The 18,279-nt window shown below is 59.5% G+C and carries 15 protein-coding genes and 4 pseudogenes; 10 read left to right on the top strand and 9 right to left on the bottom strand.

Going from position 1 to position 18,279, the window contains the following annotated elements; translation table 11 throughout:
* Positions 1-33: 33 nt before the first annotated feature.
* A pseudogene (locus Q2T52_RS11180) lies at positions 34-1,017 on the bottom strand (IS5 family transposase).
* 155 nt (positions 1,018-1,172) lie between these two features.
* On the opposite strand from Q2T52_RS11180, the pseudogene Q2T52_RS11185 reads away from it, so the two are divergent.
* Positions 1,173-1,394: pseudogene (locus Q2T52_RS11185) on the top strand (ATP-binding cassette domain-containing protein); the annotation flags it as partial.
* Positions 1,395-1,578: 184 nt separating this feature from the next.
* Here Q2T52_RS11185 and Q2T52_RS11190 read toward each other — a convergent pair.
* Positions 1,579-2,487: a ketopantoate reductase family protein gene (locus tag Q2T52_RS11190; protein WP_302076822.1), complete on the bottom strand. Its 909-nt coding sequence runs from the start codon at positions 2,485-2,487 to the stop codon at positions 1,579-1,581.
* A gap of 281 nt (positions 2,488-2,768) precedes the next feature.
* Between Q2T52_RS11190 and Q2T52_RS11195 the strand changes: the two genes are divergently transcribed.
* From Q2T52_RS11195 to Q2T52_RS26830, 6 genes and pseudogenes are all read left to right on the top strand, one after another.
* Entirely contained in the window at positions 2,769-3,260 is a 492-nt protein-coding gene (locus Q2T52_RS11195; protein WP_302076823.1) for a MarR family winged helix-turn-helix transcriptional regulator, read from the top strand.
* A 168-nt stretch (positions 3,261-3,428) separates the two neighbouring features.
* On the top strand, positions 3,429-4,457 hold the full coding sequence (locus Q2T52_RS11200; RefSeq protein WP_302076824.1) for a TRAP transporter substrate-binding protein: 1,029 nt from the start codon (positions 3,429-3,431) through the stop codon (positions 4,455-4,457).
* 72 nt (positions 4,458-4,529) lie between these two features.
* On the top strand, positions 4,530-5,087 hold the full coding sequence (locus Q2T52_RS11205) for a TRAP transporter small permease (RefSeq protein WP_436799522.1): 558 nt from the start codon (positions 4,530-4,532) through the stop codon (positions 5,085-5,087).
* A 4-nt stretch (positions 5,088-5,091) separates the two neighbouring features.
* A complete protein-coding gene (locus Q2T52_RS11210; RefSeq protein WP_302076825.1) occupies positions 5,092-6,390 on the top strand; it encodes a TRAP transporter large permease in 1,299 nt (432 codons plus the stop codon).
* A gap of 22 nt (positions 6,391-6,412) precedes the next feature.
* The gene (locus tag Q2T52_RS11215; protein WP_302076826.1) at positions 6,413-8,125 is read left to right on the top strand and encodes a thiamine pyrophosphate-requiring protein; all 1,713 of its coding nucleotides are present in this window, start codon (positions 6,413-6,415) and stop codon (positions 8,123-8,125) included.
* Positions 8,126-8,220: 95 nt separating this feature from the next.
* Positions 8,221-9,218 (top strand): annotated as a pseudogene (locus tag Q2T52_RS26830) (alpha-hydroxy-acid oxidizing protein).
* 937 nt (positions 9,219-10,155) lie between these two features.
* On the opposite strand, the gene Q2T52_RS11240 reads toward Q2T52_RS26830, so the two are convergent.
* From Q2T52_RS11240 to Q2T52_RS11270, 7 genes are all read right to left on the bottom strand, one after another.
* Complete coding sequence (locus tag Q2T52_RS11240) at positions 10,156-11,439, bottom strand: MFS transporter (RefSeq protein WP_302076828.1); 1,284 nt, start codon at positions 11,437-11,439, stop codon at positions 10,156-10,158.
* Positions 11,440-11,652: 213 nt separating this feature from the next.
* Positions 11,653-11,994, bottom strand: coding sequence for a YciI family protein (locus Q2T52_RS11245; protein WP_302076829.1), 342 nt, complete (start codon positions 11,992-11,994; stop codon positions 11,653-11,655).
* Positions 11,991-12,875, bottom strand: a complete 885-nt coding sequence (locus Q2T52_RS11250) for an intradiol ring-cleavage dioxygenase (RefSeq protein WP_436799534.1) — start codon at positions 12,873-12,875, stop codon at positions 11,991-11,993. The genes Q2T52_RS11245 and Q2T52_RS11250 overlap by 4 nt, the downstream gene beginning before the upstream one ends.
* A 32-nt stretch (positions 12,876-12,907) precedes the next feature.
* A complete protein-coding gene (locus Q2T52_RS11255; protein WP_302076831.1) occupies positions 12,908-13,963 on the bottom strand; it encodes a maleylacetate reductase in 1,056 nt (351 codons plus the stop codon).
* A 2-nt stretch (positions 13,964-13,965) separates the two neighbouring features.
* Positions 13,966-14,949, bottom strand: a complete 984-nt coding sequence (tsdA, locus tag Q2T52_RS11260; protein ID WP_302076832.1) for a gamma-resorcylate decarboxylase — start codon at positions 14,947-14,949, stop codon at positions 13,966-13,968.
* A gap of 32 nt (positions 14,950-14,981) precedes the next feature.
* Positions 14,982-16,211, bottom strand: a complete 1,230-nt coding sequence (locus tag Q2T52_RS11265; RefSeq protein WP_302076833.1) for a flavin-dependent monooxygenase — start codon at positions 16,209-16,211, stop codon at positions 14,982-14,984.
* A 19-nt stretch (positions 16,212-16,230) separates the two neighbouring features.
* Positions 16,231-16,770: a flavin reductase family protein gene (locus Q2T52_RS11270; RefSeq protein ID WP_302076834.1), complete on the bottom strand. Its 540-nt coding sequence runs from the start codon at positions 16,768-16,770 to the stop codon at positions 16,231-16,233.
* A gap of 189 nt (positions 16,771-16,959) precedes the next feature.
* Here Q2T52_RS11270 and Q2T52_RS11275 point away from each other — a divergent pair, with 189 nt between their 5' ends.
* The 3 genes and pseudogenes from Q2T52_RS11275 to Q2T52_RS11285 all read left to right on the top strand — a co-directional run bounded on the left by Q2T52_RS11275 (position 16,960) and on the right by Q2T52_RS11285 (position 18,077).
* Complete coding sequence (locus Q2T52_RS11275) at positions 16,960-17,391, top strand: MarR family winged helix-turn-helix transcriptional regulator (protein ID WP_302076835.1); 432 nt, start codon at positions 16,960-16,962, stop codon at positions 17,389-17,391.
* Positions 17,392-17,480: 89 nt separating this feature from the next.
* Positions 17,481-17,846, top strand: a pseudogene (locus Q2T52_RS11280) (transposase); the annotation flags it as partial.
* 105 nt (positions 17,847-17,951) lie between these two features.
* Positions 17,952-18,077, top strand: coding sequence for a hypothetical protein (locus Q2T52_RS11285; protein WP_302076836.1), 126 nt, complete (start codon positions 17,952-17,954; stop codon positions 18,075-18,077).
* Positions 18,078-18,279 lie beyond the last annotated feature (202 nt).

Below are 18,279 nucleotides of genomic sequence, written 5' to 3' on the forward strand. Positions count from 1 at the left end.
AGCGTAGACGGCTTGCCGTCTTTGATGCCGGCGCTATGCGGGAACCGTATTGCAGCGAACGGATTTCGGCCGTTCGCAGGCCTAGCATGCGATTGAGAATAGCGCAGCCGAGGGTTACTTCGGTCTGCTGTGCTGCAAATGAGCGCGCCCGCAGCCGCCCTCCGATGATCGATTTGTAGCGACCGATTGCGGTCTCGACCAGAGATCGCTTGCCGTAGCCGGTCTCCGCCTGCCACTTCATCCGGCCATTGGCGTTGATCGCCGCGATATGCCGGTTCCGTTGACTGGAGGGATCGCTGTCTGGCCGTTCCACCGCAGTGGCGCGGGGCGGGATTACCACCGCCGCGTCGGCACTGTGTCTGGTGACGGTGTCGTAGGTCGGCTCACCGTCATAGGCACCATCTGCTGTGAACTGCCCGATCAGCAAGTCGATCTGCTCGAGTAGCGGCTCAACTTGTGAGGCGTCGCCGGCATCCTGGTCCGTCACAACGTGAGCCATGATATCGTCGCTGTCGGCATCTAGCGCCAGCTTGCGCCAACCCCTGCGGGATTTGGCACCGTGTTTTTCCTCCAGCCATTGACTTGCGCCATAGACTTGTAGCCCTGTGCTGTCGATGAGGACGTGGACGGGTCCACTCTGAGGGATGCGATCATCATGCAGCCTCTTCGGCGCTCTCGGCTTGTTGGCCCGGCGGCTCAGGGTCGTGTGATCGGGTACAGGAAGATCCAGACCAATCAGGTTCAGCACCGAGGTCACGAAGCGCTCCGCCTGACGCAGAGGCAGGCCGAACACCAGCCCCAGCGTCAAGGCGGTCTCGATCGCCAGATCGGAGTAGCGCGGCTGCCCGCCACGCGTCGTGCCCTTCGGCGCCTGCCATGACGATAGCGTTCCGGCGTCATCCACAGGGTCAGGATGCCCCGCCGACGAAGACCAGCCTCGTACTCCGGCCAGTTCGTCACCTTGAACTTCATCTTGCCGATACGATGGCGGCGGGAGGAACTGTGCTTGAAAAGCATCGTGGCTGAAACCAGTTGTCAGGCTGGTCAAGCATCTACGACAACGCGTTTAATGATCCCTGCACCAAGGCGGACGAGCGGGGCTTCAGTCCTGCAAGCTCGGTATCAACTCAATGCAAAGAGGCGGTTAAGGCGACGCCATCTGCAGCGGCAGCGAGATCGACCCGGGGGTGAAAGCCGCTGCCAACATCCTCGACCTCGATGCCTATTTTGGCCGCAAGCCCGACGCATTGTCAGGAGGGCAGCGCCAGCGCTTTGCATTGGGCTGAGCCATCGTGCGGGTGCCGAAGGTCTTCCCGTTCGATGAGCCGCTATCCAACCTAGACGCAAAGCTTCGCGTTCAGATGCGCTCGGAGATCTGTGACCTGCGGAATGAGTCCAAAATGGAGTGATGTGCAAGACTGCGGTTGAATAGCCCGAGTTTCGTAGTAGAGCATATAATCGGCATCTTGGATGGAGCAAGGGGCTGGCACACCGGTCTCAGGGCTTTGCTTCAACCACGGCGTCAGCGATCCTGCCTCTATAAATGGAAGGCCGAATTCGGCGGCGTGGACACTACGGCTATTTCCCGATAAGCAGCAACAGGTTTGTGAGAGTGGCGGTTACCGGCGCTGGCACCGCCAGACGTTCGGCATGCGATGCAACAGCACCGGTGATCGTGTCTATTTCCATCGGTCGTCCACCCAGCCGGTCTTGCAGCATTGATGGCTTGTGATGCCGATGGTTTGCCAGCGCGTACTCGACGGACTGTCTTGTCCGGTCGCGGTCGATGGCGACACCAAGCGCAGACGCGGTCGCTAACGCTTCGTCCAGGACGGAAAAGATGATTTTGCGCGCCTCCGCACTGTCACTCATCTCACCGACCGTCATGCAGGTGACCGCGGCAACCGAATTCAGCGCCGCGTTGAAGGATAGCTTTTCCCAAATAGACGCATCGACCGAACGGTCGGCCACGCAATTCAAGCCAGCCTTGTTCAGCACGTGACACACTTCGTCAAATCGGGGCGAGCCGTCACCAAGGGCGGGCCACAGATGGATCTCGCCCGATCCTGGAACGTTGACGTGACCGGTCTCGACCACCGTTGCCGGCCAATTGGTCATGCCCTTGATAATCCTCGCGCGCGGGATCACCGTTTCGATCTTCTCCACATTTCCGATGCCGTTCTGCACCGTCAGCGCCAGGGTCTCAGGTCCGATCAGGTGGGAAGCCCCGTTCACGGCGGCCTCGGTGTGCATACCCTTCGTGAAGACAATCACCAGATCATAAACACCGGAATAGGTCTGTGCCGGGCCAATCGGCAGGTTATGGATCTCGTCTGTCCCGGCTATCGTCAGCCGTAGGCCACGCTCTTTCACGGCATCGATTTGCGCAGGGTTGACCTCTACCAGCGATACGTCCTCGCCGGACGCCGCCAAGCGACCCGCAAATAGGCTCCCCATGGCACCGGAGCCAATCACTACAATCCGCATGTGTCCTCCTCCGTGACGATTGAACACGTATCTTTCCAAGCACTCCTCCGCGCCCGCTACATCATGCCGCGAACTGCAATTCCCGCAAGATAGTTTGTCATCAAAATATTTGTCCTCAAACTATCTTGCGATTTGTCGCGATATCGGTCTAAATTTGTTGAAGAGGAGAGCCGGTTGGGAGGCCGGTTATAAGGAAAGGTGGAAGAGGCCTGACCAAGCCATGCCGGAGCATCATCGAATTCCGCAGCAAGTGAACCATTCCAAAAGCAAAGCGTGTGAAAATGGCGAAGGCGTCGGCAAAACCGAAACTGGATCTGGTCAAGCGCGATGACAGCAATGCGCTGATCCCGGAAGCGTTTCGTAACGTGCTCGGCTACCATCTTCGGGTGGCGCAGGAGGCATCGTTCCAGGCGTTCAGCGCGGCAGCTGACAAGGCGGATCTGAAGCCCGGCTGGTATTCGATCCTGACCATTCTGGCGGAATATGGCGAGCTGACACCGTCCGATCTCAGCCGCGTCTGCGGCCGTGATCGATCGACGCTGACGGCAACGCTGAAGGGGCTTTCCATCCGCGGCCTGATCGAGCGGCATCAGAACCCGGAGGACCAGCGCAGCTACAGCGTGCGGCTGACGGAGGAGGGCCGCAAGATGCAGCGCCGCCTGCATGCCATTGCTCACCAGCACGACCAGAGATTGGATGAGATCGTCGGTGCCGACAAGGACGTGGTGATCGCAGTGCTTGCCCGCATCGTCAATGCGCTGGGAACCAGCTAATCAAGGCCGACTGCGCGAAAGATAGGTCGTCGCGCAGCTGGCATTCGAACAAAGCAGATCGGCGGGGGAGGTCCCGCAGGGTTCGGCTTCCGAGGAGGGAGGCCGGAGAGGAACGCGGCTTGCCTGCCGCAACCAAAATGGAGGAGATATATGCTTAAATACCATCTCATGAAAAAACTTCTAGCGGCCACGGTCGGTTTCGCCGCTATCCTGGCAGCCGGTGCGCAACCGGCATCCGCCCAGGACAAGATCATCAACCTGAAGATCTCGTTGTGGGTGCCACCCACACATCCTCTGGTGAAGTCCACCCAGGAATGGGCCGACAGCATCACCAAGGCCTCCGGCGGCACGATCACCGCGACCGTGTTTCCGGCCGAACAGCTCGGCAAGGCCTTCGATCATTATGACATGGTGCGCGACGGTATTGCCGATATCGGCTATGTCAGCCCGGGCTATCAGCCTGGCCGCTTCCCGGTCATCAATGCAGCGCAGCTTCCCTTCACCGTCGCCAATGCCACCGGGGGCAGCGCAGCGCTCGACAGCTGGTATCGCAAGTATGCTCCGAAGGAAATGGCAGACACCCATTTCTGCATGGCCTTCGTCCATGATCCGGGTGCGCTGCACTCCACGCGCAAGAAGATCGTTCTTCCTTCCGACGTGAAGGGCCTCAAGGTCCGCCCGGCGCAGCAGACGATGGGCGAATTGGTGACGACGCTTGGTGGCACCAATGTGCAGGCATCGGCGCCCGAATCGCGTGACGCGCTTGAGCGCGGCATTGCCGACGCCATCACCTTCCCGTGGAACTCGATCTTCCTGTTCGGCATCGACAAGGTGACGAAATATACGCTCGATGTGCCGCTCTACACCACCGCCTACACCTGGACGATGAACAAGGACGTCTATGCCAATGCGTCGGCGGCCCAGAAGAAGGTTCTGGACGACCATTGCACCACCGAATGGGCGGTGAAGCTTTCGGCTCCCTGGACGGAATTCGAGCATGCCGGTCGCGACAAAATGAAGAAAGCGCCCGGACATGAGGTTGTCGAGCTGACACCGGATCAGGTTGCTGAATGGCGCAAGGCGGTGGCGCCGCTGCAGGCCAGCTGGGAAAAGCAGGTCGCCGCCAAGGGCTACGATCCGGCTGTTGTTCTCGGCGACCTGAAAAAGGCGCTTGCCGACAAGCAGGCTGCGTTCTGACGATAGCAAGCGTCGGCCGATGCGGGTTGGGAGGCATCGGCCGACTTCCTCGTTGAATGAGAGGAGGAACTCATGACAACCGAAACAGCCGAGGCGCCGCAACCCGGCCCGCCGCTGCCGAAAATGAATGCGATGGACAGCTTCATCGCGGGAATTGAATGGATTGCCGCCGGCTTTGTCGGTCTCGTCGCGGCCGACATCTTCATCTCCGTTATGCTTCGCTATTTCTTTTCCTACTCAATCCCCGACGGTTATGATTTCGGCCGCCTGTTTCTTGGCATCCTGATCTTCTGGGGCATTGCGGCGACAAGCTATCGCGGCGCTCACATCACCGTGGATCTGGTCTGGGAAAGCGTCGGGCCGAGGCTCAAGCGCTTCATAGACGTCTTTGCGACCCTGGTTTTGCTGCTCGTCGTTACCGTCCAGACAATCATGTTGTTCGATAAAGTCGCGCAGACCAAGGCGCAGAATGTGCTGACCTATGATCTGCAAATTCCGACCTGGCCCTTCTTTCTCGTTGCCTGGCTCGGTGATGTCGCCGCCGTGCTCCTGATCGCCGTGCGCACGTTCCGCCTCGTCTTCAATCCCAAGAGTGTGAACGAAGAGCACTCCACAGCTCCGGTGGAATAATCCCATGACACAGAATTTCGTTGCCGTTTCGGGCTTCGTCCTGCTGTTTGCTTTGATGCTGTTGCGCGTGCCGGTCGGCATGGCCATGGGTCTCGTCGGCGTCACCGGTTTCGGTCTTTTGGCAGGCTTCGGCCCTGCCTTGAAGCTGATCGGCCAGACCTCGATGCGCACGGTCACCGACTACACATTCGGCGTCATCCCGATGTTTTTGCTAATGGGTGCCTTCGTCACCAATTCCGGCATGAGCCGGGAGCTGTTTCGCGCGGCCAACACATTCATCGGGCACTTGCGCGGCGGACTGGGGCTTGCAACGATTGCCGCTTGCGCCGGCTTCGCGGCCATCTCGGGATCATCAGTCGCTACGGCGGCAACCTTCTCGACCGTCGCCTATCCGGAAATGCGCCGCTTCAACTACCCGCAATCCTTTGCCGCCGGCACGATCGCTGCCGGTGGAACGCTGGGCGCCATGTTCCCGCCATCGACCGTTCTCGTCGTCTACGGCATCATCACCGAGAAGGATATCAGCCGGCTTTTCATGGCCGGCATCGTTCCCGGTATCCTGGCAGTGCTGATGTACATGGTGACGATCATGGTTATCGGCATGGTGCGTCCGGACATGCTGCAGGTCGCTCCGAAAAGCAACTGGGCGGAGCGTGTGCGCGCCATCAAGGATGTCTGGGCACCGCTCTTGTTGTTCTTCTTCGTGATTGGCGGCCTCTATGGTGGCCTGTTTACCCCGACGGAAGCAGGTGGCGTCGGGGCCGGTGGCGCCTTCATCATCGGTCTGCTGCGCGGTAAGCTGAACCGCGAAAAGATCCTGATGTCGCTGCTGCAGGCGACCCGCACGGCGGCTGCCATCTTTACCGTGCTGATTGGGGCGTTGATATTCGGCTACTTCCTGACGATCACCGGCACGCCGCAAAAGATCACGGCCTTTCTGGGCGATCTCGGGCTTGGTCGCTATGGCGTGCTGCTCTTGATCCTGCTGATGTATCTCGTGCTCGGCTGCCTGATGGACGCCATGGCGATGATCATCCTCACCGTCCCGATCGTCTATCCGGTCATCGTGTCGCTGGGCTTCGACCCGATCTGGTTCGCAGTGATCATCGTGATGACCGTGGAGCTCGGCCTCATCCATCCCCCCGTCGGAATGAATGTGTTCGTGATCAAGAGCGTCGTTCCCGAGCTCACCTTTTCCAAAATCTTCAGGGGCGTTGCGCCCTTCATCGTCACCGACCTCGTGCGTCTCGGCCTGCTGATCGCCTTCCCGATCATTGCCACATGGCTGCCGAGCCATCTCTGATCCATTGCAAGCGAGCCAGACCATGACAAAATCTACAGGCGAACACATCACGGCGGGCGGCGCGATCCTTGCGCGGCTGAAGGCAGTGGGTGTCGATTACATCTTTGCCAATTCCGGCACGGATTTTCCGCCGATCATTGAGGGGCTCGCGGAGGCCTCTGCCAAACAGATCCCGCTGCCAAAGGCCATCGTCATTCCTCACGAAAACGCCGCCATGGGAATGGCCTATGGCTATTACCTGGCGACCGGCAAGGCACAGGCCGTGATGGCGCACACCAATGTTGGCCTCGCCAATTGCGCCATCGGTGCGATCAACGCCGCAACGGAGCATATTCCGATGCTGTTGTTTTCCGGCCGCACACCTGTCGTGGAGCAGGGCAGGCTCGGCGCCCGCACCGTTCCGATCGGCTGGGGGCAGGAGATGCGCGATCAAGCCGCCATGATCCGCGAGACGGTCAAATGGGACTATGAACTGAAATTTCCGGAACAGTCCGTTGATATCATCGATCGCGCCTATGCCATCGCCACCTCGACGCCGCGTGGCCCCGTCTATCTCAGCCTGCCGCGGGAAGTGCTGTGCGAGCCATGCCCTTCCGACGAGCTGGATGCGCCGCAGAAGATTGCCGCAACGACATCCGCGCCGCGTGCGGCCGATCTGGAGCAGGCCGCGAGGATGCTGAGCGAGGCAAAGCGTCCGTTGATCATCTGCCAGCGCGGCGCCGGAAGCGATGAAGGCTTTGCTGTACTATCCAAGTTCGCGCTGGATTGGGGCATTGCCGTCAACCAGTACTGGGCCATCCAACTCGGTGTGCCGACCGACCACCCGATGGCGGTCGGCATGGATCCGGCTGAATGGCTGGCTGCGGCGGATCTTGTGCTTGTGATCGACTGCCTCGCCCCGTGGTCGCCGGATATCCATACACTGGCAGAGGGCTGCAAGGTCATCCATATCGGACAAGACCCCCTCTATTCCCGTTTCCCTGTGCGCAATTTCCGCTGTGACCTAGCGCTTCCAGGCGATACGGCCGAGGTGATCATTGCGCTCGCGAAAGCAGCCTCCGGCTATCTCGGCGGGACCGCCGCCAGCCGCGACGCCCGGCGTGCCGATGTGGCAAACGCGGCGGCGAGCCGTCGGGTCGACGTGACCAGGCAGGCGGAGGCCGGCGATGGTGAACTGATGACCAAGGCCTTTGTCAGCCTCACGCTATCGAAAGCCATTGAGGGCTGCAACGCATCGATCCTTTCCGAGCTTGGAGCCCCGCTCGAACCGATGACGCTTCGGCAGCACGGTTCCTGGTTCCAAGAACCGCATTCGGGCGGCCTCGGCTGGTCATTTCCGACGGGGCTCGGCATGAAGCTTGCCGATCCCGACCGCCTGGTGATCGCCACCATGGGCGACGGATCCTACATGTTCTCCAATCCCGTTGCCTGCCACCAGATTGCCGAGGCGCTGGAAATCCCGCTTCTGGTTCTGGTGCTCAACAATCTGGAATGGGGCGCCGTGCGCCAGTCGGTGCTGGGCGTTTATCCGGACGGCTATGCGGCGAAATCAAACGCCATGCCACTGGTATCCCTCACCCCCACGCCTGACTTCACCCAGGTCGCTGCCGCCAGCCGGGCCTGGACTGCCAAGGTCGAGCGGGCCGATGATCTCCTGAACGTTCTTCAGGCCGCGATTACCCATGTGACCACGAAGAAAACTCAGGCACTCGTCGAAATCCGGATTGCACCCTGATAGTCCTGCGCAACGTGGAGGATTATCGCAGGGAGGCGCGGCGGAAATTGCCGCGCTTCGTGTTCGACTATCTCGATGGCGGAGCTGAGGACGAGGTGGCGCTCAGGGAGAACCGCGCCGCCTTCAAAGCCATCAAGTTGACACCCCGGCTGCTGAACGACGTCTCGGCCCCCGACCAGAGGGTGGATTGGTTCGGGCAGCGGCTGTCGACCCCGATGATTATCGCACCGACCGGGCTGAACGGCCTGTTCCACCGCCGGGGCGATATCGCGCTTGCGCGCGCCGGAGCTAAACTCGGTATTCCCTTTACGCTCTCCACGGCCTCGAATTGCTCGATCGAGGAGGTCGCATCAGCATGCGACGGCGATCTGTGGTTCCAGCTCTACGTCATGGACCGGACGATTGCAGATCAACTGGTAGACCGAGCCTTTGCCGCTGGCTATTCGCATCTGGTGCTGACCGTCGATGTACCCGTCGGCGGCAAGCGGGAGCGCGATGAACGCAACCGCTTCACCATGCCCTTTCGCTTCCGGCCGAAAACGCTGGCAGACATTGCTTCGCATCCGCGCTGGCTTTGGCAGGTCGCGCGTTATGGAGCGCCACCCATGGCAAACCTCGCCTCGACAAGCGCAACCGACCAGAACACCCAGGCTGCCTTGCTGTCACGCAAGATGGATGCCAGTTCAACTGGGATGACCTCAAACGCCTTCGCGACCGCTGGCCGCGTCGCCTTCTGGTCAAGGGGCTGCTGCATCCTGACGATGCTGAACGCGCGGTGTCGCTCGGGGTGGACGCCGTGGTGCTCTCCAATCACGGCGGACGCCAGCTTGACGCGGCCCCGGCGACGATCGATGTGCTTCCCACGTTCTCCGCTCTTCCAGCGCCAGTTATTCTCGACAGCGGCATTCGGCGGGGGAGCGATGTCGTCAAGGCGCTGTCGCTTGGTGCCAGGGCCGTCATGGTCAGCCGGGCTGCTCTTTACGGACTTGCGGTCGGCGGCGAGCAGGGCGTCATCGAGGTGTTGCAGCTTATCAAGAGCGAGATCAACCGGACCTTGGCTCTGATGGGACACAGCAGGATTACGACGATGTGATTTCAAGTTCGCTCGGCCGCATACGTTTTCGGTATGCTGTTTGGTGTGGAGATTTGAGTCGTGTTTCAGCGTCAGTCGATAAGGCGGTCGTCTGCCATGTCGATATGGAATGAGCCCGAAGCTGGCGATGGCCTGACCAAAACGTGCGCCAACAAGCAGGAACGTGGCAGGGATTATCAGAACCGTATGGCCTGTCGCACTCGTCCGCTCACGTGCATTGAGGGGCGCTCGTATGCCGGCTGCCATCCTCGCGTCAGACCGCGGCTCATTGCACCTTCGTGGAGCTCGAGTTGACTGCGGACAAATTTCAGATCTTCCAACAACGTAGCGATCGTCGCGCGGGCGTCGCCCTGATACGACGCCAGAGCATCCTCAATCTCGTCATGCTCTTGCATAGGTACGGCCTGTTCGCTGGCAGACATGGCGGGATGCCTCACGCGAAGCATGTGGAACGGACAATAAGGCGATAGACGCCGCACGAATGCGACGTTCGCTCCTATTATTATGTTCTTGCGTGAGCGAGAGGCCCCCAAGGGCGTCTTCAATGCCGCCCGAAATACGGTAATGCCACGTGCAGGACTTTCCGAAGTTCACGGTCAAGAATTCGAAAGACTTTTCCCGTGGCCCCTGGGCCTAAATACTGCGTCATGCCCGCAAGCAAAACAGTGACACAAGTGATTAGCGCCGAGCGCGGACGCAGGTTCGTGGCCGACCTACTCAAGCATGCCGATCATTGCAAACAAGTCGGCAATTCGCAGTCCTTGTAATCGAATCAATGACGCCGTTACATACTCCTTACCAATTGAGCAATTAGATCAAATTCCACGTATCGCTCTTGATCTGTAGAAACCGTCCGATCCAAAACTCGCCCGAGCGAATAGTCGCCCGAGCGAATAGTTGCCCGGGCGGAATCGCTCGATGACTGGATGATTAGATTTCAACCACGGTGATCACTGGCCGTGCGATAGAGCATGGTCAGCAAAGTCAGAAGCAGGCCGGCAAGAGCAACCACGGCGAAGATATAGAAATTCCATTCTGGGCTGAAGCCGCTTTGCAGTACTGCACCGCCGATCATCGGTCCGGCAATGCCGCCGAGGCGGCCGATGGCCAGCGAGAAGCCGAGGCCTGTTCCGCGGATTTCAACAGGATAGAGGCGGCCGACAAGGACGTTGGCGAGGATCTGCGTGCCGATCGTTCCGGCACCGGCTAGGGCGACAAGCAGATACATCACCGGCCCCTTGTTTATGGCAAGCGCCCAGATGGACAGCGCGCCGATCGCAAACAGAGCCGCAACCGCAGTTTTCACATGTCCCTTGTCGGCAAATTTTCCGGCGACGATGATGCCAATCGCCGCCCCCAGATTCAGCACGACGGAAAAGCTGAGTGCCGAACTGATATCGTACCCCATCTTATTCATGAGTGTCGGGAGCCAGTTGACCATGCCGAAGGTGAGCAGCAGGGAGCAAAAGTGAATGCCCCAGGCGTTCAAGGTGGACGCCAGACGGCCCTCGGTGAAAAGCGCACCGACCCCTCCTCGCACCACGGGACGGGGCGCGATGCGCGGCAGGCCATAGCTATCATTGATGGCATCAGCCTCCGACTGGCGGTTTTTGCTGACGAGCCATTCCGGAGATTCCGGGAGGGCACGCATGAGGAACGGCAAAAGCAGCAGAGGCAGGCCGCCGATGAGCATCATCGGGCGCCAACCATAGTTTTCCAGAAGCAGGATGCCGATGACGCCAGACAGCATGCCCCCGAAAAGATAACCCAGAAAGGTCAAAGAGTTGGCAAACGCCCGACGCGCAGGCGGCGAGAATTCCAGGACGAAGGCAGTCACTGTCGGCAAGAGCGCACCAAGCCCAAGGCCGGCGAAGAAACGGGTGATTTCGAATGTCAGGAAGTTGGGGGCAAGCGCCGACCCAATCATCATCACTGAGAAGCCCGCAAGGCTCAAAAGCACGATCTTTTTGCGGCCGATGCGGTCCGCCATGGTTCCGGCAAACAGCGCCCCCAGCAGCATCCCAACGAGCGTCAGGGCGGCAGCCCGACCAACCATGGCAGGGCTAAGCGACCAAGCGCCCTCTTTCAAAAGAGCTGGCGCAACAGCTCCATAGACGATCAAATCGTAACCGTCGAACAGGATCATAAGGCCGCAGGTGGCAATCACACCGGCGGGATTTTTTGATTGCGCCTGCGCGGCGCTTGCATAATTGATGGACATGTTCCTCCCTTTCCCGCACGAACGCACCCTTCGAAACTGAATGTGCCTCCTTGCTCGTGCGATGTCCTCTGCCGTGCCCAGCGCCCGCTACGTCGATGCAGACCCTCTCCTCCAGTCTGCACCGCTGTACCGCACGCCTTCGATTAGATGTTCCATCTGCAAAACTTGCAAATGCAATTTTTATGCTGCCAATCCGCTTGTTGTTTCTTTCCTTCAGTAAACCGCAAAGCCGGGCACAGCCACCAATGTCGGCGTCCAGCGAAGGAGACGTATGCGGTTGTAGATCCCGTGGACGACAAAGGGATCGCGCTCGCTGAAGTCGGCAAAGACCGACATTGATGGCGCTTCGCCAATGACGAGCGCAGCAGCATTGCCATCATCACCAGGCTGCGTCGGGCCGGACAAAAGGATCCTAAAGCCGTCTTTGTCCGATTGGCGTAGATGCAGCTTGTGCGCCTCGATCCACGTCGCGCGCCGGTCCGCCGCCTCTGGATCGCTTTCGGCAAAGCGAACGAACAGGCCTCTCTCCAATGCGGGTGCAGCGTTACTCTTCATGATGAGCGCGCCAGCACGAAATCGTGGGTCACAGACCAGAACCAGGAGCCGGCAAAGCCGAGTTCACGCGCCCGTTCTGCATCATCCACACGTTGGAAGTCAGCCAGCAAGCTTTCCTTCACGCCGAAAACGGCATCCGACCGAATGTAGGGGTCGTGGGGATCGAAGATATGCGTCACCAGGTTCGCATAGCCGGGGGCCGAGACGATGTAGTGAAGATGAGCGGGGCGATAAGGATGCCGCCCCATAGCACGCAACAATTGCCCTACGGGACCATCATCTGGGATCGGATAGAATTTTGGTTTCACCGCACGAAACCAGTAGCGGCCGTCATCTCCCGTCACAAAAACGCCGCGCAGATTGAAATCGGGCTGGATCCCCTTCTGCTGCACGTCATAGAAGCCTTCATCGTTTGCCTGCCAGACATCGATACGCGCCCCCTCGACCGGCTGACCATCCGGATCGAGAATGCGGCCTGTCACCAGCATGTCTTCGCCCTTGCCATCCCGGCAAATATTGGCGCCCATCGGCATTTCCGGGGCGTCTGCAACGTGGAAAGGTCCAAGAACGGTGGATTCCGAGGCGCCATTCGGTTTGCGATGATTGATAGCATCCACGAGCATGGAAACACCGAGGATGTCGGAAAACAGGATCCATTCCTGCCGCCATTCGTTGCAGATCTGGCCGGTTGCCGTTAGAAAGCGAATGGCATCAAGCCACTCGGCTTCGCTCGGCTCGATTTCCTTCACCGCCTCGTGAAGCTTGCGGATTACAACCTCCATGACCTGCTTCAGGCGCGCGTCCTTGCAGTCGTGCATACGGGCGATCACCGTCTCAGCGGAATGCTCTTCCGTGAAATATCCGTTTTCAGCAACGTGCATATTCATCGTTTCCTCCGTCCTTCGGTCTCTCGTCATTCCGGCCGTCGGCCAGAAAAGGCGCGTTGCAAAAGCGCTCGCAGCGGCGCAGCCTCAAGCGGGCGCGGACACCAGTAGGGATTGGCCATCGCAAGCTCCACCATGGGATCGAGGTCCGCCTCCTGCATGCCAAGATCGGCAAGACGCATCGGCGCGCCGAGGTTGGCCGAAAAGTCCCAGAGGCCGGTTCCTGCCCGACCGCCTACAAGAGCAGCAAGTGGCGCCAACAGCTCGGGCACAGCCTGTTCGACATAGGCGATGGTATGCGGCAGAAGCACCGCGTGGGTCTCCGCATGCGGCAGATCAAGGCTGCCACCCAGCGTGTGGCACAGCTTGTGATGCAGCGACATGCCGACATTACCCAGCACCGTGCCGCACAGCCATGAGCCGTAAAGCGCGGTTTCGCGAGCGTGGCTGTCTGTCGGCAATGCACGCAGAACCGGCAGAGCTTCGATCATGGCGCGCAAACCTTCGCGTGCCATCAAGGTGCTGACGGGATTGCGATCCTGCGCATAAAGCCCTTCCGCGGCGTGCGCCATGGCATTCAAACCACTGGTGAGGCTGATGCCAATAGGCAGGCTATAGGTCAGTTCAGGATCGTAAATGACAACCTCGGGCAGGATTTCCGGCCCGCGCAGTGTCGTCTTGAGACCATTTTCCGTTTGCCCGAGGATCGGCGTGACCTCGGACCCTGCATAGGTTGTTGGAAGGACGATCTGCGGTGCCCCCGTGCGTAACGCGATGGCCTTGCCCAGTCCGGTCGTCGATCCGCCACCTAGCGAAACGACACAATCTGCCTTCGTCTGGCGATAGCAGTCGACCGCATGCTCCGTGACCTCAACAGGTGTGTGCATCACCGCACCAGCAAAGATACCAACGGCAAGATCACCAAGTTGCGCAGAGAGTGTCTTGGCTTCAGCCTCCTGCTGCGGTGTTGCCAAAACGAGCGCCTGCGAGAGACCCAGACGGCGGATTTCATCCGCTGTCTGAGCAATCTTCCCCGCACCGAATACGATGCGGGAGGCAAGGGTCGTGCAGACGAAAGCATCCATGGTCATTGCCCGTCGAGCTTGAACAGCCGCCTGGCATTGGTGCGGCCGATCTTGAGACGATCGGCCTCGGCAATGGTGGTCACATCGAACCAGTCCGCCGCGTGATCGATGTTTTCGAATGGCCAGTCGGTGGAGAAGAGAATGCGGTCTGCACCGATTTCCAGAATGGCATCGATCAGTGTTTGGGTACGGAAGTTGCCGGAGGTGGTGATGTGGAAGTTCTCGTTAAAGTAATCCACGAAACGACGCTTGGCGGGATAGCGTGGCGGCACCTTCACCCAGGCGTTGCGATGGTCGATACGCCACATCATGTAGGGCAGCCCTTCTCCCATATGCCCCAGAATGATGTTAAGGCGTGGATGTTCGTCGAACAGGCCGGATGCCATGAGGCGCAGCGCATGAACCGCCGTTTCCTGCGCAAAAGCCCAGGTGGGGCCGAGCAGCCAGGGATGGCCGTCATAGATGCGCGCGTCCTGCGGCAACGGATTGCGCGGGTGCAGATAGAAAGGCACGTCGAGTTTCGCGACCTCGCCCCAGAAGGAACGATATTGCGGGAGGTCGTAATAGAGCGGCGTCTGGCCATCGCCATCCTGGCTGAAGCCGTTGACCAGGGCACCGACGAAGCCGAGGTCCTTTACGCAGCGGTTCAACTCCTCGGCAGCCGCGTCTGGATCCTGTAGTGGCAGTGCGGCAAAGGCGAGGAAACGATCTGGGCGCTTGGCGCATTCTTCTGCCAGAACGTCGTTGGCCCGCTTTGCGATTTCGATGGCGCGTTTGCGATCGGGAATGGCCTGTACAGCTGGCGCATTGAGCGACAGGATCATGGTTTCGATACCGTGCGCATCCATGAGCTTAAGACGTGTGTCTTGAATATCGAGCAGTCGGTGCGACAGTTCCGTCCAGTAGTCGCCGGGCACGAAGCCGGCAGAATCCTGCAATGTTTCGGGAATTGCGAAATGCTCTTCGAGAGCGACTTTGCCTTGCATTGTCGTTTGCTTTCTGTGTCTGAAGAAAATGGTCAGTACTGACCCTTGGGCTCGAGCCCCAGCAGGCTCTGGCCGATCATTGTGCCGACAGCATCCCAGTTCATGCTGATGTGACGGCCAACCGCATTGGCATCGCGCCAGGCCCGCTGAACAGGATTGGCAAGGTCCAGGCCAACACCACCGGTCGAGTCATTGAGCGCTTGCACTGCGCGTAGCGCCAAAGATACCGCAAAGGACTGGCCGCGACGGCTGAGCAGCCGATCTTCGACGCGGAACTCGGTCCTACCCTCGACCCGGGCCTGAGCGAGAGCTTGTGCACGCGCGACATCTCGGAGCAGAATTTCGCGTCCGGCATCGACGCTCGCTGCCGCTTCCGCAACGCGCAACTGGATCGTCGGAAATTCGGCCATCCGGTTGTTGCCGCCTGCTACTGCGCCGCGCGTAACCCGTCCACCGACGTGCTCGATGTAGGAGGAAAGCGCTCCCTCGGCCGCCCCGACGCCGGCAGCGGCCAGACAAGAGGGAATTCCAGTCAGCAAAGGCATGTTGAACAACCCTTGATCGGCATAAAGCCGCCCGCCCGCTGTCTTTCCACTTGTGGCATCCGGGAAGGTCAGGATGCGGTGTTCGGGTACGAAGACTTGGTCAAGCACAAGGGTCTTCGAACCCGTCCCGGCCAGTCCAACCACATGCCACGTATCCTTGATCGAGTAAGCGCTCGCGGGAACCAGGAGGAATGCGGGCGTCGGCTTTCCTTCTCCCGTCGCAGGAAGAATGGCTGCGCAGAGCGCCCATTGCGCATTCTCGCAACCGGAAGCGAAAGCCCAATCGCCGGTCAGTCGATAGCCACCGGGCACCGCTTCGGCCATACGGACAGGAGCATAGGAGCCGCAGATAAGAGCATCAGGGTTTTCGTTCCAGACATCCACCTGAGCCTGATGCGGAAACATGGCGAGCAGCCATTGATGCGCTGATAGCAGACCCGCAACCCAACCCGTGGAAGCACAGGCGGCTGCGACCTCGATGTTGGCCTCGACGAGTTCGGCAAAATCGCCAGCCATGCCGCCGAAGGCCCTCGGCTTTACGATGTCGAAGTATCCAATGGCGCGAAGGGCATCGATATGCTCTGCGGGAACGCGACGCGTTTCCTCTGTGTGACGGGCATTGGCGCGAAATCGCTCGACAAGGGATGCGACCCGCTCAGGAAGGCGGGCATGGGTTCTTAGTTGCGCCGGCTGCGGCGCATGGCTCATATCGTTCATCTTTTCCTCCCGGGACGTTTCAGGCGGTCAAAACCGCAGGGCTCGATGCGCAATACTGTGCATTTTCGTAGAGAAGCGGCCGTGTTGATTCCTGCACTTCCGCAGAAATGACCTGACCAATAAAGACCGTGTGTGTGCCGTAGGGCATGGCGGCAACCCGACGGCAGGCGATAGCGGCATGTGCGTTGGGCAAATAGAGAACGCCATTTTCATGCCTCCTCCAATTGCAGCCTGCAAAACGCTCCTCAGGGGCGACCTTGCCGCTGAATGCATCCGAAATGGCAACCTGATCCTGCGTCAGGACATTGACGACGAAATCCGGGCGACCGAGCAAAAGCTCGTGCAAAAGCGACCGATTGTTGAGGCAGACGAGCAGTGATGGCGGATCCATCGAAACTGATGTGACCGCAGTCACCGTCATTCCGTGATCGCGCCCGTCGCCGGCGCCACAGGACGTTATGACCGTCACCGTGGCAGGGAATCGCCGCATTGTCGTACGAAAGCTTTGCCCCACGCCTGCGGGCGTGGAGGCGTTAACCTCAATGGCTGTGGCTGTCATGAGATCCTCCCAAATCCTGAAATTGATATTTGTTGCTTCCACAATGGTTGTCAATGCAAATGTTTCCTATGCAATGAAATAGTCCTCCTGTCCGCAAATGTTGCTGGAGCAACAATTGAAAACGAACCAGTCAGCCGCTACAGCCGTAAGGCTCATGAGATTGCCTGCCATGTGACGAGGAGTTGCGTCGTGCCCTATCAGTTCACCGACTCGGTGCCCTACCTGCTCAACTGGGTGGGCGTGCGGCTCGGGGAGCGTTTCTCGCTCCGCCTTGCCTCGTACGACATAACACTTCCCATGTACCGCGTCCTTGCGACCTTGCGACAGCATGAAAGCAAGATGCTGACGGAACTGTCCGAGATGGTGTCAGTCGAAATCTCCACACTGTCACGTCTGGTCGGTGTTCTTGTACGACGAGACCTCGTCACGAGAGTACGACCGGAAGACAATGCTCGCATTGTCCAGATTGCTCTGACGGAAAAGGGCGCGGAACTGGCCGACGAACTTATGCCGATCGCTGCCATGTTCGAGAAGACCGCCATAGAAGGGTTGAAGCCCGAGGAAATCAAAATGTTCAAGACGTTTCTGCGCCATATCGGGCGCAATATTGGAAGCTTGTAATCGGTGACGCGCTGAAGAGCGTTGGTGCACGGATCCTTCATCTGCGGTGGCGTAGTTGGCTGGGCCAGAAACAGCGCGACTGACTTAACGTGCCTTTCAAGTACAACGCTTGCCGCCGTCATCGTACCGGCAAGAGGAAGTTCAAAGTGACGAGCTGGGCAGAATACGAAGTAGGCCTTCGTCGGCGTGGCAGCCTGACCCTATGGATGACGCCGGAGGCGCTATCGTCATGGCCAGCGCCGAAGCGGACGGCGCGCGGTGGACACCCGCGCTACTCCGATCTGGTGATCGCAACTGCCCTGACGTTTGGGCCTGTGTTCGGTCTTCGACTGCGTCAGACGGAGGGCTCTTTGACCTACTTGCTGAAGCTGATTGGGCGTGATCTCGCCGCTCCCGACAGCGCAATCCTGAGTTGTATTGCAAATAAACCAAGAGCGCCGAACAGGCGCCCAGATAGGGGCATCCCTCGGGAAAGTCCAGAATATACCGAGCGCAAGGAGGCTGGCCGGGCGCTGATGAAGGAGATACTTGCGCTTCTACAATAGCAGCAAGAAGGCGAGGTGCATCTGGGAACGATCGGCGGCTTCGACCTCGCCTTCACGGTAACTACGCTTGGCGGCTTCTACGAGGAACAGCGCCAGTATCGCCGGCGGCTCGAAGACGCCGAGCGGCGATTGGTTTCCTAGCGTCCCGAGACGGGGGCGCTTTCGCGTTCGCAGACGACCTCCAGGAAAAGCAGCTGAGGCTGCGGGTAATCGAGGCTCAACTGCCGGCAGATCTAGACGATGCGACCGTCGCGGCAGCTGCATAGCTGCGTTGCGCAGTAAATGTTTTCCAGTTGATCAAAATTCAGACATAACGCCTCCAGCTGATGCACATGGCGGTCAC

It is taken from the genome of Rhizobium oryzicola (assembly GCF_030504645.1).
Classification (GTDB): Bacteria; Pseudomonadota; Alphaproteobacteria; order Rhizobiales; family Rhizobiaceae; genus Neorhizobium; species Neorhizobium oryzicola.